The sequence below is a fragment of the Citrobacter sp. Cpo126 genome, assembly GCF_030332445.1.
Lineage (GTDB): Bacteria > Pseudomonadota > Gammaproteobacteria > Enterobacterales > Enterobacteriaceae > Citrobacter > Citrobacter portucalensis.
In genome coordinates, this window is the sequence record NZ_JAOWHT010000024.1 from 26,889 (window position 1) to 40,955 (window position 14,067).

At 53.4% G+C, this 14,067-nt stretch carries 13 protein-coding genes; 7 read left to right on the forward strand and 6 right to left on the reverse strand.

Features of this window, described 5'->3' with window-relative positions:
• Positions 1-23: 23 nt before the first annotated feature.
• Positions 24-431, reverse strand: coding sequence for an OsmC family protein (locus OGY17_RS03370; RefSeq protein WP_003827750.1), 408 nt, complete (start codon positions 429-431; stop codon positions 24-26).
• Between the two features lie 308 nt (positions 432-739).
• On the opposite strand from OGY17_RS03370, the gene crp reads away from it, so the two are divergent.
• Together crp and OGY17_RS03380 are read left to right on the forward strand one after the other, a co-directional pair.
• A complete protein-coding gene (crp, locus tag OGY17_RS03375) occupies positions 740-1,372 on the forward strand; it encodes a cAMP-activated global transcriptional regulator CRP (RefSeq protein WP_000242758.1) in 633 nt (210 codons plus the stop codon).
• 51 nt (positions 1,373-1,423) lie between these two features.
• A complete protein-coding gene (locus tag OGY17_RS03380) occupies positions 1,424-3,511 on the forward strand; it encodes a YccS/YhfK family putative transporter (RefSeq protein ID WP_008786302.1) in 2,088 nt (695 codons plus the stop codon).
• Between the two features lie 90 nt (positions 3,512-3,601).
• On the opposite strand, the gene argD is transcribed toward OGY17_RS03380, so the two are convergent.
• The 5 genes from argD to ppiA form a co-directional block, all read right to left on the reverse strand.
• Positions 3,602-4,819 carry a bifunctional acetylornithine/succinyldiaminopimelate transaminase gene (argD, locus tag OGY17_RS03385; protein ID WP_032945195.1) on the reverse strand — a complete coding sequence of 406 codons (1,218 nt, stop codon included), beginning with the start codon at positions 4,817-4,819 and terminating at the stop codon, positions 3,602-3,604.
• Between the two features lie 85 nt (positions 4,820-4,904).
• Entirely contained in the window at positions 4,905-5,468 is a 564-nt protein-coding gene (gene pabA / locus OGY17_RS03390; RefSeq protein WP_153752109.1) for an aminodeoxychorismate synthase component 2, read from the reverse strand.
• A gap of 31 nt (positions 5,469-5,499) precedes the next feature.
• A complete protein-coding gene (locus OGY17_RS03395; protein ID WP_005121664.1) occupies positions 5,500-6,102 on the reverse strand; it encodes a putative adenosine monophosphate-protein transferase Fic in 603 nt (200 codons plus the stop codon).
• Entirely contained in the window at positions 6,092-6,259 is a 168-nt protein-coding gene (ficA, locus tag OGY17_RS03400; protein WP_003827708.1) for a FicA/YhfG family antitoxin, read from the reverse strand. Before ficA ends, OGY17_RS03395 begins: the two co-directional genes overlap by 11 nt.
• 106 nt (positions 6,260-6,365) lie before the next feature.
• The gene (gene ppiA, locus OGY17_RS03405) at positions 6,366-6,938 is read right to left on the reverse strand and encodes a peptidylprolyl isomerase A (protein WP_003023595.1); all 573 of its coding nucleotides are present in this window, start codon (positions 6,936-6,938) and stop codon (positions 6,366-6,368) included.
• Positions 6,939-7,202: 264 nt separating this feature from the next.
• Between ppiA and tsgA the strand changes: the two genes are divergently transcribed.
• From tsgA to cysG, 5 genes are all read left to right on the forward strand, one after another.
• On the forward strand, positions 7,203-8,384 hold the full coding sequence (tsgA, locus tag OGY17_RS03410; RefSeq protein WP_032945197.1) for an MFS transporter TsgA: 1,182 nt from the start codon (positions 7,203-7,205) through the stop codon (positions 8,382-8,384).
• 271 nt (positions 8,385-8,655) lie between these two features.
• Complete coding sequence (gene nirB / locus OGY17_RS03415; protein ID WP_008786307.1) at positions 8,656-11,199, forward strand: NADPH-nitrite reductase large subunit; 2,544 nt, start codon at positions 8,656-8,658, stop codon at positions 11,197-11,199.
• On the forward strand, positions 11,196-11,522 hold the full coding sequence (gene nirD, locus OGY17_RS03420; protein WP_003023590.1) for a nitrite reductase small subunit NirD: 327 nt from the start codon (positions 11,196-11,198) through the stop codon (positions 11,520-11,522). The genes nirB and nirD overlap by 4 nt, the downstream gene beginning before the upstream one ends.
• A 186-nt stretch (positions 11,523-11,708) precedes the next feature.
• Positions 11,709-12,518: a nitrite transporter NirC gene (gene nirC, locus OGY17_RS03425; RefSeq protein WP_008786308.1), complete on the forward strand. Its 810-nt coding sequence runs from the start codon at positions 11,709-11,711 to the stop codon at positions 12,516-12,518.
• Between the two features lie 11 nt (positions 12,519-12,529).
• Positions 12,530-13,903, forward strand: a complete 1,374-nt coding sequence (gene cysG, locus OGY17_RS03430; protein ID WP_286606396.1) for a siroheme synthase CysG — start codon at positions 12,530-12,532, stop codon at positions 13,901-13,903.
• Positions 13,904-14,067 lie beyond the last annotated feature (164 nt).

Here is a 14,067-nt window from a genome sequence, read left to right on the forward strand (position 1 = left end):
GTGTAACGCCATCAGGCATGGCATCACGCAGCAGCAACCACTTCATAGGAATGGGTAATATTCACAGCCTTTTCCAGCATCAACGCCACGGAGCAGTATTTTTCCGCTGAAAGATCGACGGCGCGGGAGACAGACGCATCTTTCAGATCGTTACCCGTTACGATGAAATGCAGGTTGATGTGGGTAAACAGGCGCGGCGCTTCATCACGACGCTCTGAAGTCAGCTTCACTTCGCAGTTGGTCACATCCTGACGACCCTTTTGCAGGATCGATACCACATCAATTGCGCTACAACCGCCAGCAGCCATTAATACCATTTCCATCGGGCTCGGCGCTTTATCACCGGAGTTACCGTCCATCAAAATTTGGTGGCCAGAGGCGGACTCACCGAGGAAGGTTAACCCCTCAACCCACTTTACACGCGCTTGCATATTTCGTAACTCCAATGTTTCAATTTTCCTGACAGATTACGCGCACATAACAATTCTCGCAACGGAAGGCGACCTGCGTCATGCTGAAGCGAGACACCAGGAGACACACGGCGAAAGCTATGCTAAAACAGACGGGATGCTACAGTAATACATTGACGTACTGCATGTATGCAGAGGACATCACATTACAGGCTGCAGTATATTTTTGACAGCCCCTTTCCCAGGTAGCGGGAAGCATATTTTTGCAAACCCAGAGGCAGCGTCGTTTTCTGGCTCTGGAGACAGCTTATAACAGAGGATAACCGCGCATGGTGCTTGGCAAACCGCAAACAGACCCGACTCTCGAATGGTTCTTGTCTCATTGCCATATTCATAAGTACCCATCGAAGAGCACGCTGATTCACCAGGGTGAAAAAGCGGAAACGTTGTATTACATCGTTAAAGGCTCCGTGGCAGTGCTGATCAAAGATGAAGAAGGGAAAGAAATGATCCTTTCTTATCTGAATCAGGGCGATTTTATTGGTGAATTAGGCCTCTTCGAAGAAGGTCAGGAACGTAGCGCCTGGGTACGTGCCAAAACCGCATGTGAAGTCGCTGAAATTTCCTACAAAAAATTTCGCCAATTAATCCAGGTCAACCCGGATATTCTGATGCGCCTGTCTTCTCAGATGGCTCGTCGTCTGCAGGTCACGTCTGAAAAAGTGGGCAACCTTGCCTTCCTCGACGTAACCGGTCGTATCGCGCAGACTCTGCTGAATCTGGCGAAACAGCCTGATGCGATGACCCACCCGGACGGCATGCAGATTAAAATCACCCGTCAGGAAATCGGCCAGATCGTTGGCTGCTCCCGTGAGACCGTCGGTCGTATTCTGAAGATGCTGGAAGATCAGAACCTGATCTCCGCACACGGTAAGACCATCGTCGTCTACGGCACGCGTTAACCCCATCGAAGTGGCGCGTTACCCAGTAATGCGCCACTTTTGTTTACTCCGATGTGGCGAAGACTGATATACCACCCAGAGATCAACTACGCACTACGACAAACGCTGGTGCTATGTTTACCTGTGGCTGTTGGTCTGATCATCGGTCAGCTTCATTTGGGGCTTCTCTTTTCCCTCGTCCCTGCCTGCTGCAACATTGCCGGTCTTGATACCCCGCACAAGCGCTTTTTCAAACGCTTAGTCATTGGTGCATCGCTGTTTGCCGGGTGCAGTTTGATCATGCAGCTACTGCTTGCGCAAACTATACCGCTACCATTGATCCTCACCGGCCTGACGCTGATTCTTGGCGTAACCGCCGAGCTAAGCCCCTTGCATGCGCGATTACTGCCAGCCTCGCTTATCGCGGCGATTTTCACGCTCAGCCTGGCCGGGAATATGCCCGTCTGGGAGCCACTGCTGATCTACGCGCTGGGCACGTTATGGTACGGCCTGTTCAACTGGTTCTGGTTCTGGATGTGGCGCGAGCAACCGCTCCGCGAATCGCTTAGCTTGCTGTACCGTGAATTAGCCGATTACTGTGAAGCCAAGTACAGCATGCTGACCCAGCATGCCGACCCAGAAAAAGCGCTGCCTCCCTTGCTGGTTCGCCAACAAAAGGCGGTGGATCTGATTACCCAGTGCTATCAGCAAATGCATATGCTGTCGGCACATCACAACAACGAATACAAACGCCTGCTGCGTGCTTTCCAGGAGGCGCTGGATTTACAGGAGCATATTTCCGTTAGCCTCCACCAGCCAGAAGAAGTGCAAAAACTGGTTGAGCGTAGCCACGCGGAGCAGGTAATTCGCTGGAACGCGCGAACCGTCGCCGAACGCCTTCGGGTACTGGCCGATGATATTTTGTATCACCGCTTGCCGACCCGTTTCTCGATGGAAAAGCAGATTGGCACGCTGGAGAAAATCGCCAGGCAGCATCCGGACAATCCGGTGGGGCAATTTTGCTACTGGCACTTCAGCCGTATTGCCCGCGTGCTACGGACCCAGCGCCCGCTGTATGCCCGTGACTTAATGGCTGACAAGCAGCGTCGGTTGCCGCTGATCCCTGCCCTGAAAAACTACCTGTCGTTGAAATCCCCAGCGCTGCGCAATGCCGGACGCATCAGCGTTATGTTGAGTATCGCCAGCCTGATGGGCAGCGCCTTACACCTGCCAAAGCCTTACTGGATTTTGATGACAGTCCTGTTTGTTACGCAAAATGGCTACGGGGCGACCCGGGTGCGCATCTTACACCGTTCCGTAGGTACGCTCGTTGGACTGGTTATTGCCGGCGTCACGTTGCACTTTCATATTCCCGAAGGTTTCACGCTGGCGGCCATGCTGCTGATCACTCTGGTGAGTTATCTGATCATCCGTAAAAACTACGGCTGGGCTACCGTCGGTTTTACGGTAACGGCGGTATACACCCTGCAACTGCTGACGCTGAACGGGGAAGAGTTTATCGTGCCGCGGTTTGTCGATACGGTGATTGGCTGCTTAATCGCCTTTGGCGGCACGCTCTGGCTGTGGCCACAGTGGCAGAGCGGTCTGCTGCGTAAGAACGCCCACGATGCGCTAGAAGCCGACCAGGAGGCCATTCGTCTGATCCTCAGCAACGATCCACAGGCCACGCCGCTGGCGTATCAACGCATGCGCGTCAACCAGACGCAAAACACGCTGTTCAACTCGCTGAACCAGGCAATGCAGGAGCCAGGATTTAACTCGCACTACCTTGCAGATATGAAACTGTGGGTCACGCACAGCCAGTTCATCGTTGAACACATCAACGCGATGACCACGCTGGCAAGGGAACATACGATGCTGACGCCGGATTTGGCGCAGCGGTATCTGGAGTCCTGTGAAATTGCACTCCAGCGCTGTCAGCAGCGGCTGGAATATGATGGGCCGGGAAGCTCGGGAGATGTGAATATTCTCGAAGCGCCAGAGATGCTGTCCCATGGTCCGTTAAGCACCCTTGAGCAGCATCTGCAGCGGGTTCTTGGGCATCTGAACACCATGCATACCATTTCGTCGGTAGCATGGCGTCAGCGACCGCACCACGGGATCTGGCTGAGCCGCCGACTACGGGACATGAAGGGTTAAGAGATTTGCCGGATGCGCTACGCTTATCCGGCCAACGAATCACACCTTACCCTGTAGGCCGGATAAGGCGCGCGCGCCGCCATCCGGCAATCAGCCCACCACCTTCGCTACCGCCTGCGCGAAACGCTGCATCCCTTCATCGATATCCGCCTGCTCCACCACCAGCGACGGCGCGAAACGCATCACGTCCGGCCCGGCGTTCAGCACCATCACCCCTTCGTGTGCGGCGGCATAGAGGAAATCGCGCGCCCGGCCTTTAAACTGCGGCTTCAGCTCGGCGCCAATCAGCAGCCCCATCCCGCGAATATCGCTGAAAATGTCGAACTGTTGATCAATCTTGTGCAAATGCTGGACAAACGCCTGACGCCGGGCCTGAATGCCTCCCAGCACCTCCGGCGTGTTGATGATATCAAACGCTGCCCCCGCTACCGCGCAGGCCAGCGGGTTACCGCCGTAGGTGGAGCCGTGCGAACCCACGTGGAACGCGGAGGCAATCTCCTGAGTGGTCAACACCGCGCTTACCGGGAAGCCGCCACCGAGCGCCTTCGCGCTGGTGAGGATATCCGGCGTCACGCCGTAGTGCATATAGGCAAACAAATCGCCGGTACGCCCCATCCCGCTCTGCACTTCATCAAATACCAACAGCGCCTGGTGCTGGTCACAAAGTTCACGCAAACCTTGCAGGAATTCCGGCGTTGCCGCAGTGACGCCGCCCTCTCCCTGAATAGGCTCAACCACCACCGCGCAGGTATGATCGTCCATCACCGCTTTGACCGCATGCAGATCGTTAAACGGGACATGGATGATATCCGCCGGTTTTGGCCCAAAGCCGTCGGAGTATTTCGGCTGCCCACCAACGGATACGGTAAACAGCGAACGGCCGTGAAACGCATTATGGAAGGCAATGATTTTGGTTTTGAACGGGCTATGACGCACGCAGGCATAGTGGCGCGCCAGCTTAAAGGCGGTTTCGTTGGCTTCAGTACCGGAGTTCATGAACAGCACGCGCTCGGCAAAGGTCGCATCAATGATTTTACGGCCTAAGCGCAACGCCGGTTCGTTGGTAAAAACGTTGCTGGTATGCCACAGGGTTTCACCCTGGGTTTTTAACGCCTCAACCAATGCCGGATGGCAATGCCCTAACGCGGTCACTGCAATGCCGCCCGCGAAATCAACATACTCTTTGCCCTGTTGATCCCACACTCGACTCCCTTTTCCTTTTACCGGGATAAACTCAGCCGGTGCATAAATCGGCAGAATCACTTCATCGAATGTCGCGCGCGTAATTGCAGTTTGTTCAGTTGCCATGTCATTACCACCCTGTTAAGCAGAAACGCCAGTGAAATTATAATCACAAAATATGAATAAAAAATCACTGAATAGCAACTACAAATCAGCGATTGAGAAAATTAGCCAGCAGCTGATGCCCCTGTTCGCTGAGAATACTCTCCGGGTGAAACTGTACCCCTTCCATATCCCACTCGCGGTGACGAATGCCCATAATCTCCTGCGTTTCACTCCAGGCTGTTACCTCAAAGCACTCGGGAAGCGTCTCAGGGGCAACCACCAGAGAGTGGTAGCGCGTCACCGTTAATGGGTTTGCGAGTCCCTGAAAAACACCCTGCCCGGTATGGGTAATCGGCGAGGTTTTACCGTGCATCACTTTAGCCGCCCGAACTACGCTCGCGCCAAAGGCCTGCGCCATCGCCTGGTGGCCAAGACAAACACCCAACAAGGGAAGCTTACCGGCGAAATGACGAATAACATCCAGTGAGATACCGGCGTCATCCGGTGTGCATGGCCCAGGGGAAATCACGATTTTTTGCGGGGTCAGCGCGTCGATTTGCGCCAGCGTCAGCTCGTCGTTGCGCCGGACAAGGACATCAGCGCCCAGTTCGCAGAAGTATTGGTACAGGTTCCAGGTAAAAGAATCATAGTTATCAATAAGCAGGATCATGGCGGCTCCGGTACATAAGAACCGCGCTATTCTACTCAGTTTCCGGGGCTTCGCTTACCACTTTACGAAATATCGCCCGCAGTGCAGACAGGTCACCCATCGCCCCGCTCTGATTAGCCTGATTCCACTCCTCAACCGGAATGCCATCCCAGCTCAGCATATACCCGGCATGAATCGCTAACTGTTCGAAGAAAATACGCTGCGCCAGGCCACTGCCGATGCGAAACGGATGCAGCACATTGATTTCGCAATAATAGTGCGCAAGACGATCGACAAACTTGTCTTCCGGTAATCCCACCAGCCAGGACTCATCTTCCAGGTCCTGCATCAGCGCATTGCCCTCTTTCTCGATATAGGCGAAGTGGCAAAAGCGAGTATCGCCCTGGTAAATATCGACTTCACGCAGGTGTCCCGCCCAGTCAAAAATATCCCGATACAGCTGGCGATGAATGGCGCACAGGTGCGGTAAGCCCCGTTTAAGCGGCCCCAATTCGATAGTCGCCGCACGCAGCGCTGTCAGTTCATAAGCCGCCTGCGCCAAACGCTGCGCCTGATGAATCCCCAGACGGTTACGCATGACATTCAGGCCCGGATATAAATACGGGTCGCGACCATCACCGAATTTATCGCTCATAGTGCCTCCTCAGCTCTTCAAGACGCGCCAGGGCGTCTTCAGCACTCAGAGTAACCCGTGGAATATCTACGCCTTCCAGCCGTCGGCTGGCCTGGAAATTGGCGTTTCGCCGTTGTTCCCACAGCCTGGACTTTTGTTTATCGGTGAGTTTTTTCACGTGACCTCCCTGAATGAGCCGACACTTGCCACAAGTATAAGCAGCAATTTCGGGTTACGCAGAGAGAGGGGTGAACGCGGGCAAGAACTACCCGCGCAAGATACGATTACGGCAGGACTTTAGCAGAAAGGATAACAATCGGTTTTGACGGGACATTCTGGTATGGACCGACATCATGGGTCTGTACCTGAGAGATCTTATCCGCGACATCCATACCTTTCACAACTTTACCGAAAACAGCGTAGCCAAAGTCACGCTGGCCGTGATCGAGGAAAGCGTTATCTGCAATATTGATAAAGAACTGGCTGGTCGCGCTGTCTTTATCCGCTGTACGCGCCATAGCAATCGTGCCGCGAGTGTTACGCAGTCCGTTATCGGCTTCATTCTTGATTGGCGGGTTAGGTTTCTTCTGCTGCATCTGCTCGGTAAAACCGCCGCCCTGCACCATGAAGCCTGGGATCACACGGTGGAACGTGGTGTTGTTATAGAAACCACTGTTGACATAATCGACAAAGTTTTGCACTGAAACCGGGGCTTTCTGACTGTTCAGCTCCAGCTCAATGTTACCAGCAGAGGTTGTCAGCAGAACATGTGGATCACCTTTTGCTGCCAGTGCTGCGGGGGAGAGAGCAGAAAGAGCGAGAACAGCTGCAACAGCCGCCAGAGTCGATTTGAGCATGAGAATTCCTTAACAAGAGCAGAAATGAAGCAAGTGAATTGATTCTAAAGAGCCTTCAAGGACAAGGCCATCCCTTTACTTAATTTTACGTACCTGAAACAAATGTAACCTCATGGCTGCAAGTATCAATGTGATCAAGATCACATAGAAAAATGTAACGCACCAAGTTATTACCGATAAATATTTAAATGCGTCACTAAAGCGCCTAAAATCTGCCCGCTCACGGCGCAGTCAATGCGCCTTACACTTCTATACAGGCCAGTCATGACTAACAGCAATCGCATCAAGCTCACATGGATTAGCTTTCTCTCCTACGCCCTGACAGGTGCGTTGGTAATTGTCACCGGGATGGTGATGGGAAACATCGCAGATTACTTCCATTTGCCCGTTTCCAGCATGAGTAACACCTTCACCTTCCTGAATGCCGGCATTCTGATCTCTATCTTTCTGAATGCATGGTTAATGGAAATCGTGCCACTGAAAACCCAGTTGCGCTTCGGCTTTATCCTGATGGTACTGGCCGTTGCCGGACTGATGTTCAGCCATAGCCTGGCCTTGTTCTCCGCCGCCATGTTTGTATTGGGCCTGGTAAGCGGTATCACCATGTCGATTGGTACGTTCCTGGTAACTCAAATGTACGAAGGTCGTCAGCGCGGTTCCCGCCTGCTGTTTACTGACTCCTTCTTCAGCATGGCCGGTATGATTTTCCCAATGGTTGCCGCGTTCCTGTTAGCGCGCAGCATCGAATGGTATTGGGTCTATGCCTGCATCGGCCTCGTATACGTCGCCATTTTCCTGCTGACCTTCGGTTGTGAATTCCCGGCACTGGGTAAACACGCTCAGCAGTCAGACGCGCCGGTAGTAAAAGAAAAATGGGGGATTGGCGTGCTGTTTCTGGCGATCGCTGCACTGTGCTACATCCTTGGTCAGCTGGGTTTTATCTCCTGGGTCCCGGAGTACGCCAAAAGTCTGGGCATGAGCCTGAACGATGCGGGTAAACTGGTCAGCGACTTCTGGATGTCTTACATGGTTGGCATGTGGGCATTTAGCTTTATTCTGCGTTTCTTCGATTTGCAGCGCATCCTGACCGTACTGGCGGGTCTGGCTACCGTCCTGATGTATCTGTTTATCACCGGTACGCCAGAGCATATGCCGTGGTTTATTATGACGCTGGGCTTCTTCTCCAGTGCGATTTATACCACCATCATTACCCTTGGCTCCCAGCAGACGAAGGTCGCCTCACCCAAACTGGTTAACTTCGTTCTGACCTGCGGCACCATCGGCACCATGCTCACTTTCGTCGTCACCGGCCCTATCGTGGCACACAGCGGCCCGCAGGCGGCATTGCAAACAGCTAACGGCTTGTATGCGGTTGTATTCGTGATGTGCTTTATTCTTGGGTTTGTCACGCGCCATCGCCAGCATAACGCCCCAGCAACGCATTAATCTCACTGCCGGATGGTACCCACATCATCCGGCACATTCTCGCCCTCCTCTTCTTTCACTGGTCATGTAGGCCAATTCTTACAAAAACCCCTTAATTTGTACGCTATTTATACAAACACGAAAACCCAAATAATTCCGTCACTTATAAAAATGCTGACAAATCAGCTATATACCTCTTAAGGAGTATATAAGGGCGAATTTGATTTGCATCAATAAGCGCGGTTGCTGAATCGTTAAGGTAGGCAGTAATAGAAAAGAAATCGAGGCAAAAATGAGCAAAGTCAGACTCGCTATTATCGGTAATGGTATGGTCGGCCATCGCTTTATTGAGGATCTTCTTGATAAATCCGACGCTGCCAATTTTGATATTACCGTCTTCTGTGAAGAACCCCGCAAAGCGTACGACCGCGTACACCTGTCTTCCTACTTCTCCCACCACACCGCCGAAGAGCTTTCTCTGGTGCGTGAAGGATTCTACGAGAAGCACGGCGTTAAGGTGTTAGTGGGCGAGCGCGCAATTACCATTAACCGCCAGGAGAAGGTAATCCACTCCAGCGCAGGTCGTACGGTTTACTACGATAAGCTGATCATGGCGACAGGCTCTTACCCGTGGATCCCACCGATTAAAGGTTCGGAAACCCAGGACTGCTTCGTTTACCGCACCATCGAAGACCTCAACGCGATTGAGTCTTGCGCGCGCCGCAGCAAACGCGGTGCTGTTGTCGGCGGTGGTCTACTGGGCCTGGAAGCCGCCGGTGCGCTGAAAAGCCTCGGCGTTGAAACCCACGTGATTGAATTCGCCCCAATGCTGATGGCTGAACAGCTGGATCATATGGGTGGCGAGCAGTTACGTCGCAAAATTGAAAGCATGGGCGTGCGTGTGCACACCAGCAAAAACACCAAAGAGATCGTTCAGGAAGGCACCGAAGCGCGCAAAACCATGCGTTTTGCCGACGGTAGCGAACTGGAAGTCGATTTCATCGTCTTCTCTACCGGTATTCGTCCACGCGACAAACTGGCCACCCAGTGCGGCCTGGACGTCGCGCCACGCGGCGGGATCGTCATTAACGACACTTGCCAGACATCTGACCCGGACATCTATGCCATCGGCGAATGCGCCAGCTGGAACAACCGCGTGTATGGTCTGGTCGCTCCAGGCTATAAAATGGCGCAGGTTGCCGTTGACCATATTCTCGAAACTGAAAACGCCTTTGAAGGCGCGGACCTGAGCGCCAAGCTGAAGCTGCTCGGCGTTGACGTCGGCGGTATTGGCGACGCGCATGCGCGCACGCCGGGCGCCCGTAGCTACGTCTATCTCGACGAAAGTAAAGAAGTCTACAAACGCCTGATCGTTAGCGAAGATAACAAAACCCTGCTCGGCGCGGTTCTGGTGGGCGACACCAGCGATTACGGCAATCTGCTGCAACTGGTGCTGAACGCCATCGAACTGCCGGAAAACCCGGATTCACTGATTCTGCCAGCACACGCAGGCAGCGGTAAGCCGTCTATCGGTGTCGATAAACTGCCGGACAGCGCGCAGATTTGCTCCTGTTTTGACGTCACCAAAGGCATGCTGGTTGCCGCTATCAACAAGGGCTGCCATACCGTTGCGGCGCTGAAAGCGGAAACCAAAGCCGGTACCGGCTGCGGCGGGTGTATCCCGCTGGTAACGCAGGTCCTGAACGCCGAACTGGCGAAACAGGGTATCGAAGTTAACAACAACCTGTGTGAACACTTCCCGTACTCACGTCAGGAACTGTTCCATCTCATCCGCGTAGAAGGCATCAAAACCTTCGAAGAGCTGCTGGCAAAACACGGGAAAGGTTACGGCTGCGAAGTGTGTAAACCTACCGTAGGTTCCCTGCTGGCTTCCTGCTGGAATGAGTACATCCTCAAACCGCAGCACACGCCGTTGCAGGACACCAACGACAACTTCCTGGCGAACATCCAGAAAGACGGTACTTATTCCGTGATCCCGCGCTCTGCGGGTGGCGAAATTACCCCTGAAGGCCTGGTAGCTGTGGGCCGTATCGCGCGTGAATTTAACCTGTACACCAAAATTACCGGTTCTCAGCGTATCGGCCTGTTCGGCGCGCAGAAAGATGACCTGCCGGAAATCTGGCGTCAGCTGATTGAAGCCGGTTTTGAAACCGGTCACGCGTATGCCAAAGCGCTGCGTATGGCAAAAACCTGCGTAGGCAGCACCTGGTGCCGTTACGGCGTCGGCGATAGCGTGGGCTTCGGCGTGGAGCTGGAAAATCGCTACAAAGGCATTCGTACCCCGCACAAAATGAAATTCGGCGTCTCCGGCTGTACCCGTGAATGTGCGGAAGCTCAGGGTAAAGACGTGGGTATCATCGCCACTGAGAAAGGCTGGAACCTGTACGTTTGCGGTAACGGCGGGATGAAACCTCGTCATGCAGACCTGCTGGCAGCGGATATCGATCGCGAAACGCTGCTCAAGTACCTTGACCGTTTCATGATGTTCTACATCCGTACTGCCGACAAACTGACCCGTACCGCACCGTGGTTAGACAATCTGGAAGGCGGTATCGAGTATCTGAAGTCCGTCATCATCGACGACAAGTTGGGCCTGAACCAGCATCTTGAAGAAGAGATGGCCCGTCTGCGTGAAGCTGTGGTGTGTGAGTGGACAGAAACCGTTAACACCCCATCCGCGCAGGTTCGCTTCAAACACTTTATCAACAGCGAAAAACGCGATCCGAATGTCCAGGTTGTGCCTGAACGTGAACAACATCGTCCGGCCACGCCTTATGAGCGTATCCCGGTGACTCTGGTGGAGGAAAACGCATGAGCCAGTGGAAAAACATCTGCAAAATCGATGACATTCTGCCTGCAACAGGCGTCTGCGCCCTGTTAGGTAACGAGCAGGTTGCGATTTTCCGCCCGTATCACAGCGATCAGGTGTTTGCGATCAGCAACATCGACCCGTTCTTTGAGTCCAGCGTGCTTTCTCGTGGGCTGATTGCTGAACATCAGGGCGAATTGTGGGTTGCCAGCCCGCTGAAAAAACAGCGTTTTCGTTTAAGCGACGGTCTGTGCATGGAAGACGAACAGTTCTCCGTGAAACATTACGAAGCGCGAGTGAAAGACGGCACGGTGCAACTGCGCGGTTAATAAATTTTGGGAGGCGCAACGCCTCCCCTTTTTTGACGTATTTGTAGGTCTTTTATTGGTAGGCCTGATAAGCGTAGCGCCATCAGGCAATTGCACAGGCACATTGCCGGATGGCGGCATAAATGCCTTATCCGGCCTACGGTTACGATTTCTTTTTATTGTTTGTACTTCAAGGATAATCAACACATGTTCACAGACACTATTAATAAGTGTGCGGCTAACGCTGCGCGCATCGCACGCCTGTCGGCTAATAACCCGCTTGGATTCTGGATCAGTTCAGCAATGGCGGGAGCCTATGTGGGTCTCGGCATCATTCTTATTTTCACCCTCGGTAATCTGCTCGACCCGTCCGTTCGTCCTCTGGTGATGGGTGCAACCTTTGGTATCGCCTTAACGCTGGTCATTATTGCCGGTTCGGAACTGTTTACCGGCCACACCATGTTTCTGACGCTCGGCGTCAAAGCAGGCACCATCAGCCACGGTCAGATGTGGGCTATCCTGCCAAAAACCTGGCTGGGTAACCTGGTCGGTTCCGTGTTTGTCGCTCTGCTTTACAGCTGGGGTGGCGGTAGCCTGCTGCCGGTCGATACCAGCATCGTCCATTCGGTTGCTCTGGCGAAAACGACCGCGCCTGCAATGGTTTTGTTCTTTAAAGGCGCACTGTGTAACTGGTTGGTTTGTCTGGCAATCTGGATGGCAATCCGTACCGAAGGCGCAGCAAAATTCCTCGCTATTTGGTGGTGTCTGCTGGCGTTTATCGCTTCCGGCTACGAGCACTCCGTTGCCAACATGACGCTGTTTGCCCTCTCCTGGTTCGGCCACCATAGCGAAGCCTATACCCTGTCAGGAATTGGTCATAACCTGTTGTGGGTGACACTCGGTAATACTTTGTCCGGTGTCGTATTCATGGGATTGGGTTATTGGTATGCTACGCCAAAATCGGAGCGTCCGGCTCCGGCAAAAATCAATCAGCCAGAGGCTGCTGCCAATAATTAAGGGGTAATGTCGTGGATCATTTGCCTATATTTTGTCAACTACGTGACCGCGACTGCTTGATCGTCGGCGGTGGTGATGTCGCAGAACGCAAAGCGCGGTTACTGCTGGAAGCGGGCGCTCGTTTAACGGTTAATGCGCTGGCGTTTATTCCGCAGTTCAAAGTATGGGCAGATGAAAACATGCTGACGCTGGTTGAGGGGCCGTTCGATGAGTCCCTGCTCGACACCTGCTGGTTGGCTATTGCCGCCACCGATGACGATACCGTCAACCAAAGCGTCAGCACCGCCGCAGAATCACGTCGTATCTTCTGCAACGTGGTCGATGCGCCAAAAGCAGCCAGTTTTATCATGCCCTCCATTATCGACCGCTCACCGCTGATGGTGGCGGTCTCCTCCGGCGGGACATCGCCAGTGCTGGCCCGTCTGCTGCGTGAAAGGCTTGAATCCGTACTGCCTCAGCATCTGGGCCAGGTCGCGCAGTATGCCGGCAAGTTGCGCTCCCGAGTGAAGCAACAGTTTGCCAGCATGGGTGAACGTCGCCGCTTCTGGGAAAAATTGTTCGTGAATGACCGCCTGGCGCAGTCGTTGGCGAACAATGACCTGAAAGCCGTCGAGGAAACCACTGAGCAAATGCTCAGCGAACCGCTGGATCACCGTGGTGAAGTGGTGCTGGTTGGCGCCGGTCCTGGCGATGCCGGCCTGCTGACGCTGAAAGGGCTACAGCAGATCCAGCAAGCGGATGTCGTGGTCTATGACCGTCTGGTTTCCGACGACATCATGAACCTTGTACGCCGCGATGCAGACCGAGTGTTCGTCGGTAAACGTGCGGGCTATCACTGCGTACCGCAGGAAGAGATTAACCAGATCCTGCTGTGTGAAGCACAACAGGGCAAGCGCGTGGTTCGACTGAAAGGTGGTGACCCGTTCATCTTTGGCCGCGGTGGCGAAGAGCTGGAAACGCTGTGCCATGCCGGTATCCCATTCTCTGTAGTGCCGGGTATTACCGCAGCCTCCGGTTGTTCTGCCTATTCCGGCATTCCACTGACCCATCGTGATTACGCTCAGAGCGTGCGTCTGGTTACCGGACACCTGAAAACCGGCGGTGAGCTGGACTGGGAAAACCTGGCAGCAGAGAAACAAACGCTGGTGTTCTACATGGGGCTGAACCAGGCGGCCACGATTCAGGAAAAATTGATCGAATTTGGCATGCAGCCCGATATGCCCGTCGCCCTGGTAGAAAACGGTACCTCCGTGAAACAGCGTGTCGTCAATGGCGAGCTGACTCAGCTAGGAGAGTTGGCGCAACAGGTTGAAAGCCCAGCGTTAATTATTGTTGGTCGTGTGGTAGGCCTTCGCGATAAGCTGAACTGGTTCTCAAACCATTAATTGAATGCAAATAAATGCCCTGACTCTCAGGGCATTTATTTTCTCGTTTATTATTCATGATTTATTCTCAAACCTGAATTAAGAAAGACTAAACTCATTCACCAACAAAATGAATCTGCGCTCTAATTTATAAAAAACACGTAAAATACCCTATTTATATCCGT

Coding starts and splice junctions, on each gene's coding strand:
- OGY17_RS03370 (WP_003827750.1), bottom strand. CDS start 431: ATGCAAGCGCGTGTAAAGTGGGTTGAGGGGTTAACCTTCCTCGGTGAG.
- crp (WP_000242758.1), top strand. CDS start 740: ATGGTGCTTGGCAAACCGCAAACAGACCCGACTCTCGAATGGTTCTTG.
- OGY17_RS03380 (WP_008786302.1), top strand. CDS start 1,424: ATGTGGCGAAGACTGATATACCACCCAGAGATCAACTACGCACTACGA.
- argD (WP_032945195.1), bottom strand. CDS start 4,819: ATGGCAACTGAACAAACTGCAATTACGCGCGCGACATTCGATGAAGTG.
- pabA (WP_153752109.1), bottom strand. CDS start 5,468: ATGATCCTGCTTATTGATAACTATGATTCTTTTACCTGGAACCTGTAC.
- OGY17_RS03395 (WP_005121664.1), bottom strand. CDS start 6,102: ATGAGCGATAAATTCGGTGATGGTCGCGACCCGTATTTATATCCGGGC.
- ppiA (WP_003023595.1), bottom strand. CDS start 6,938: ATGCTCAAATCGACTCTGGCGGCTGTTGCAGCTGTTCTCGCTCTTTCT.
- tsgA (WP_032945197.1), top strand. CDS start 7,203: ATGACTAACAGCAATCGCATCAAGCTCACATGGATTAGCTTTCTCTCC.
- nirB (WP_008786307.1), top strand. CDS start 8,656: ATGAGCAAAGTCAGACTCGCTATTATCGGTAATGGTATGGTCGGCCAT.
- nirD (WP_003023590.1), top strand. CDS start 11,196: ATGAGCCAGTGGAAAAACATCTGCAAAATCGATGACATTCTGCCTGCA.
- nirC (WP_008786308.1), top strand. CDS start 11,709: ATGTTCACAGACACTATTAATAAGTGTGCGGCTAACGCTGCGCGCATC.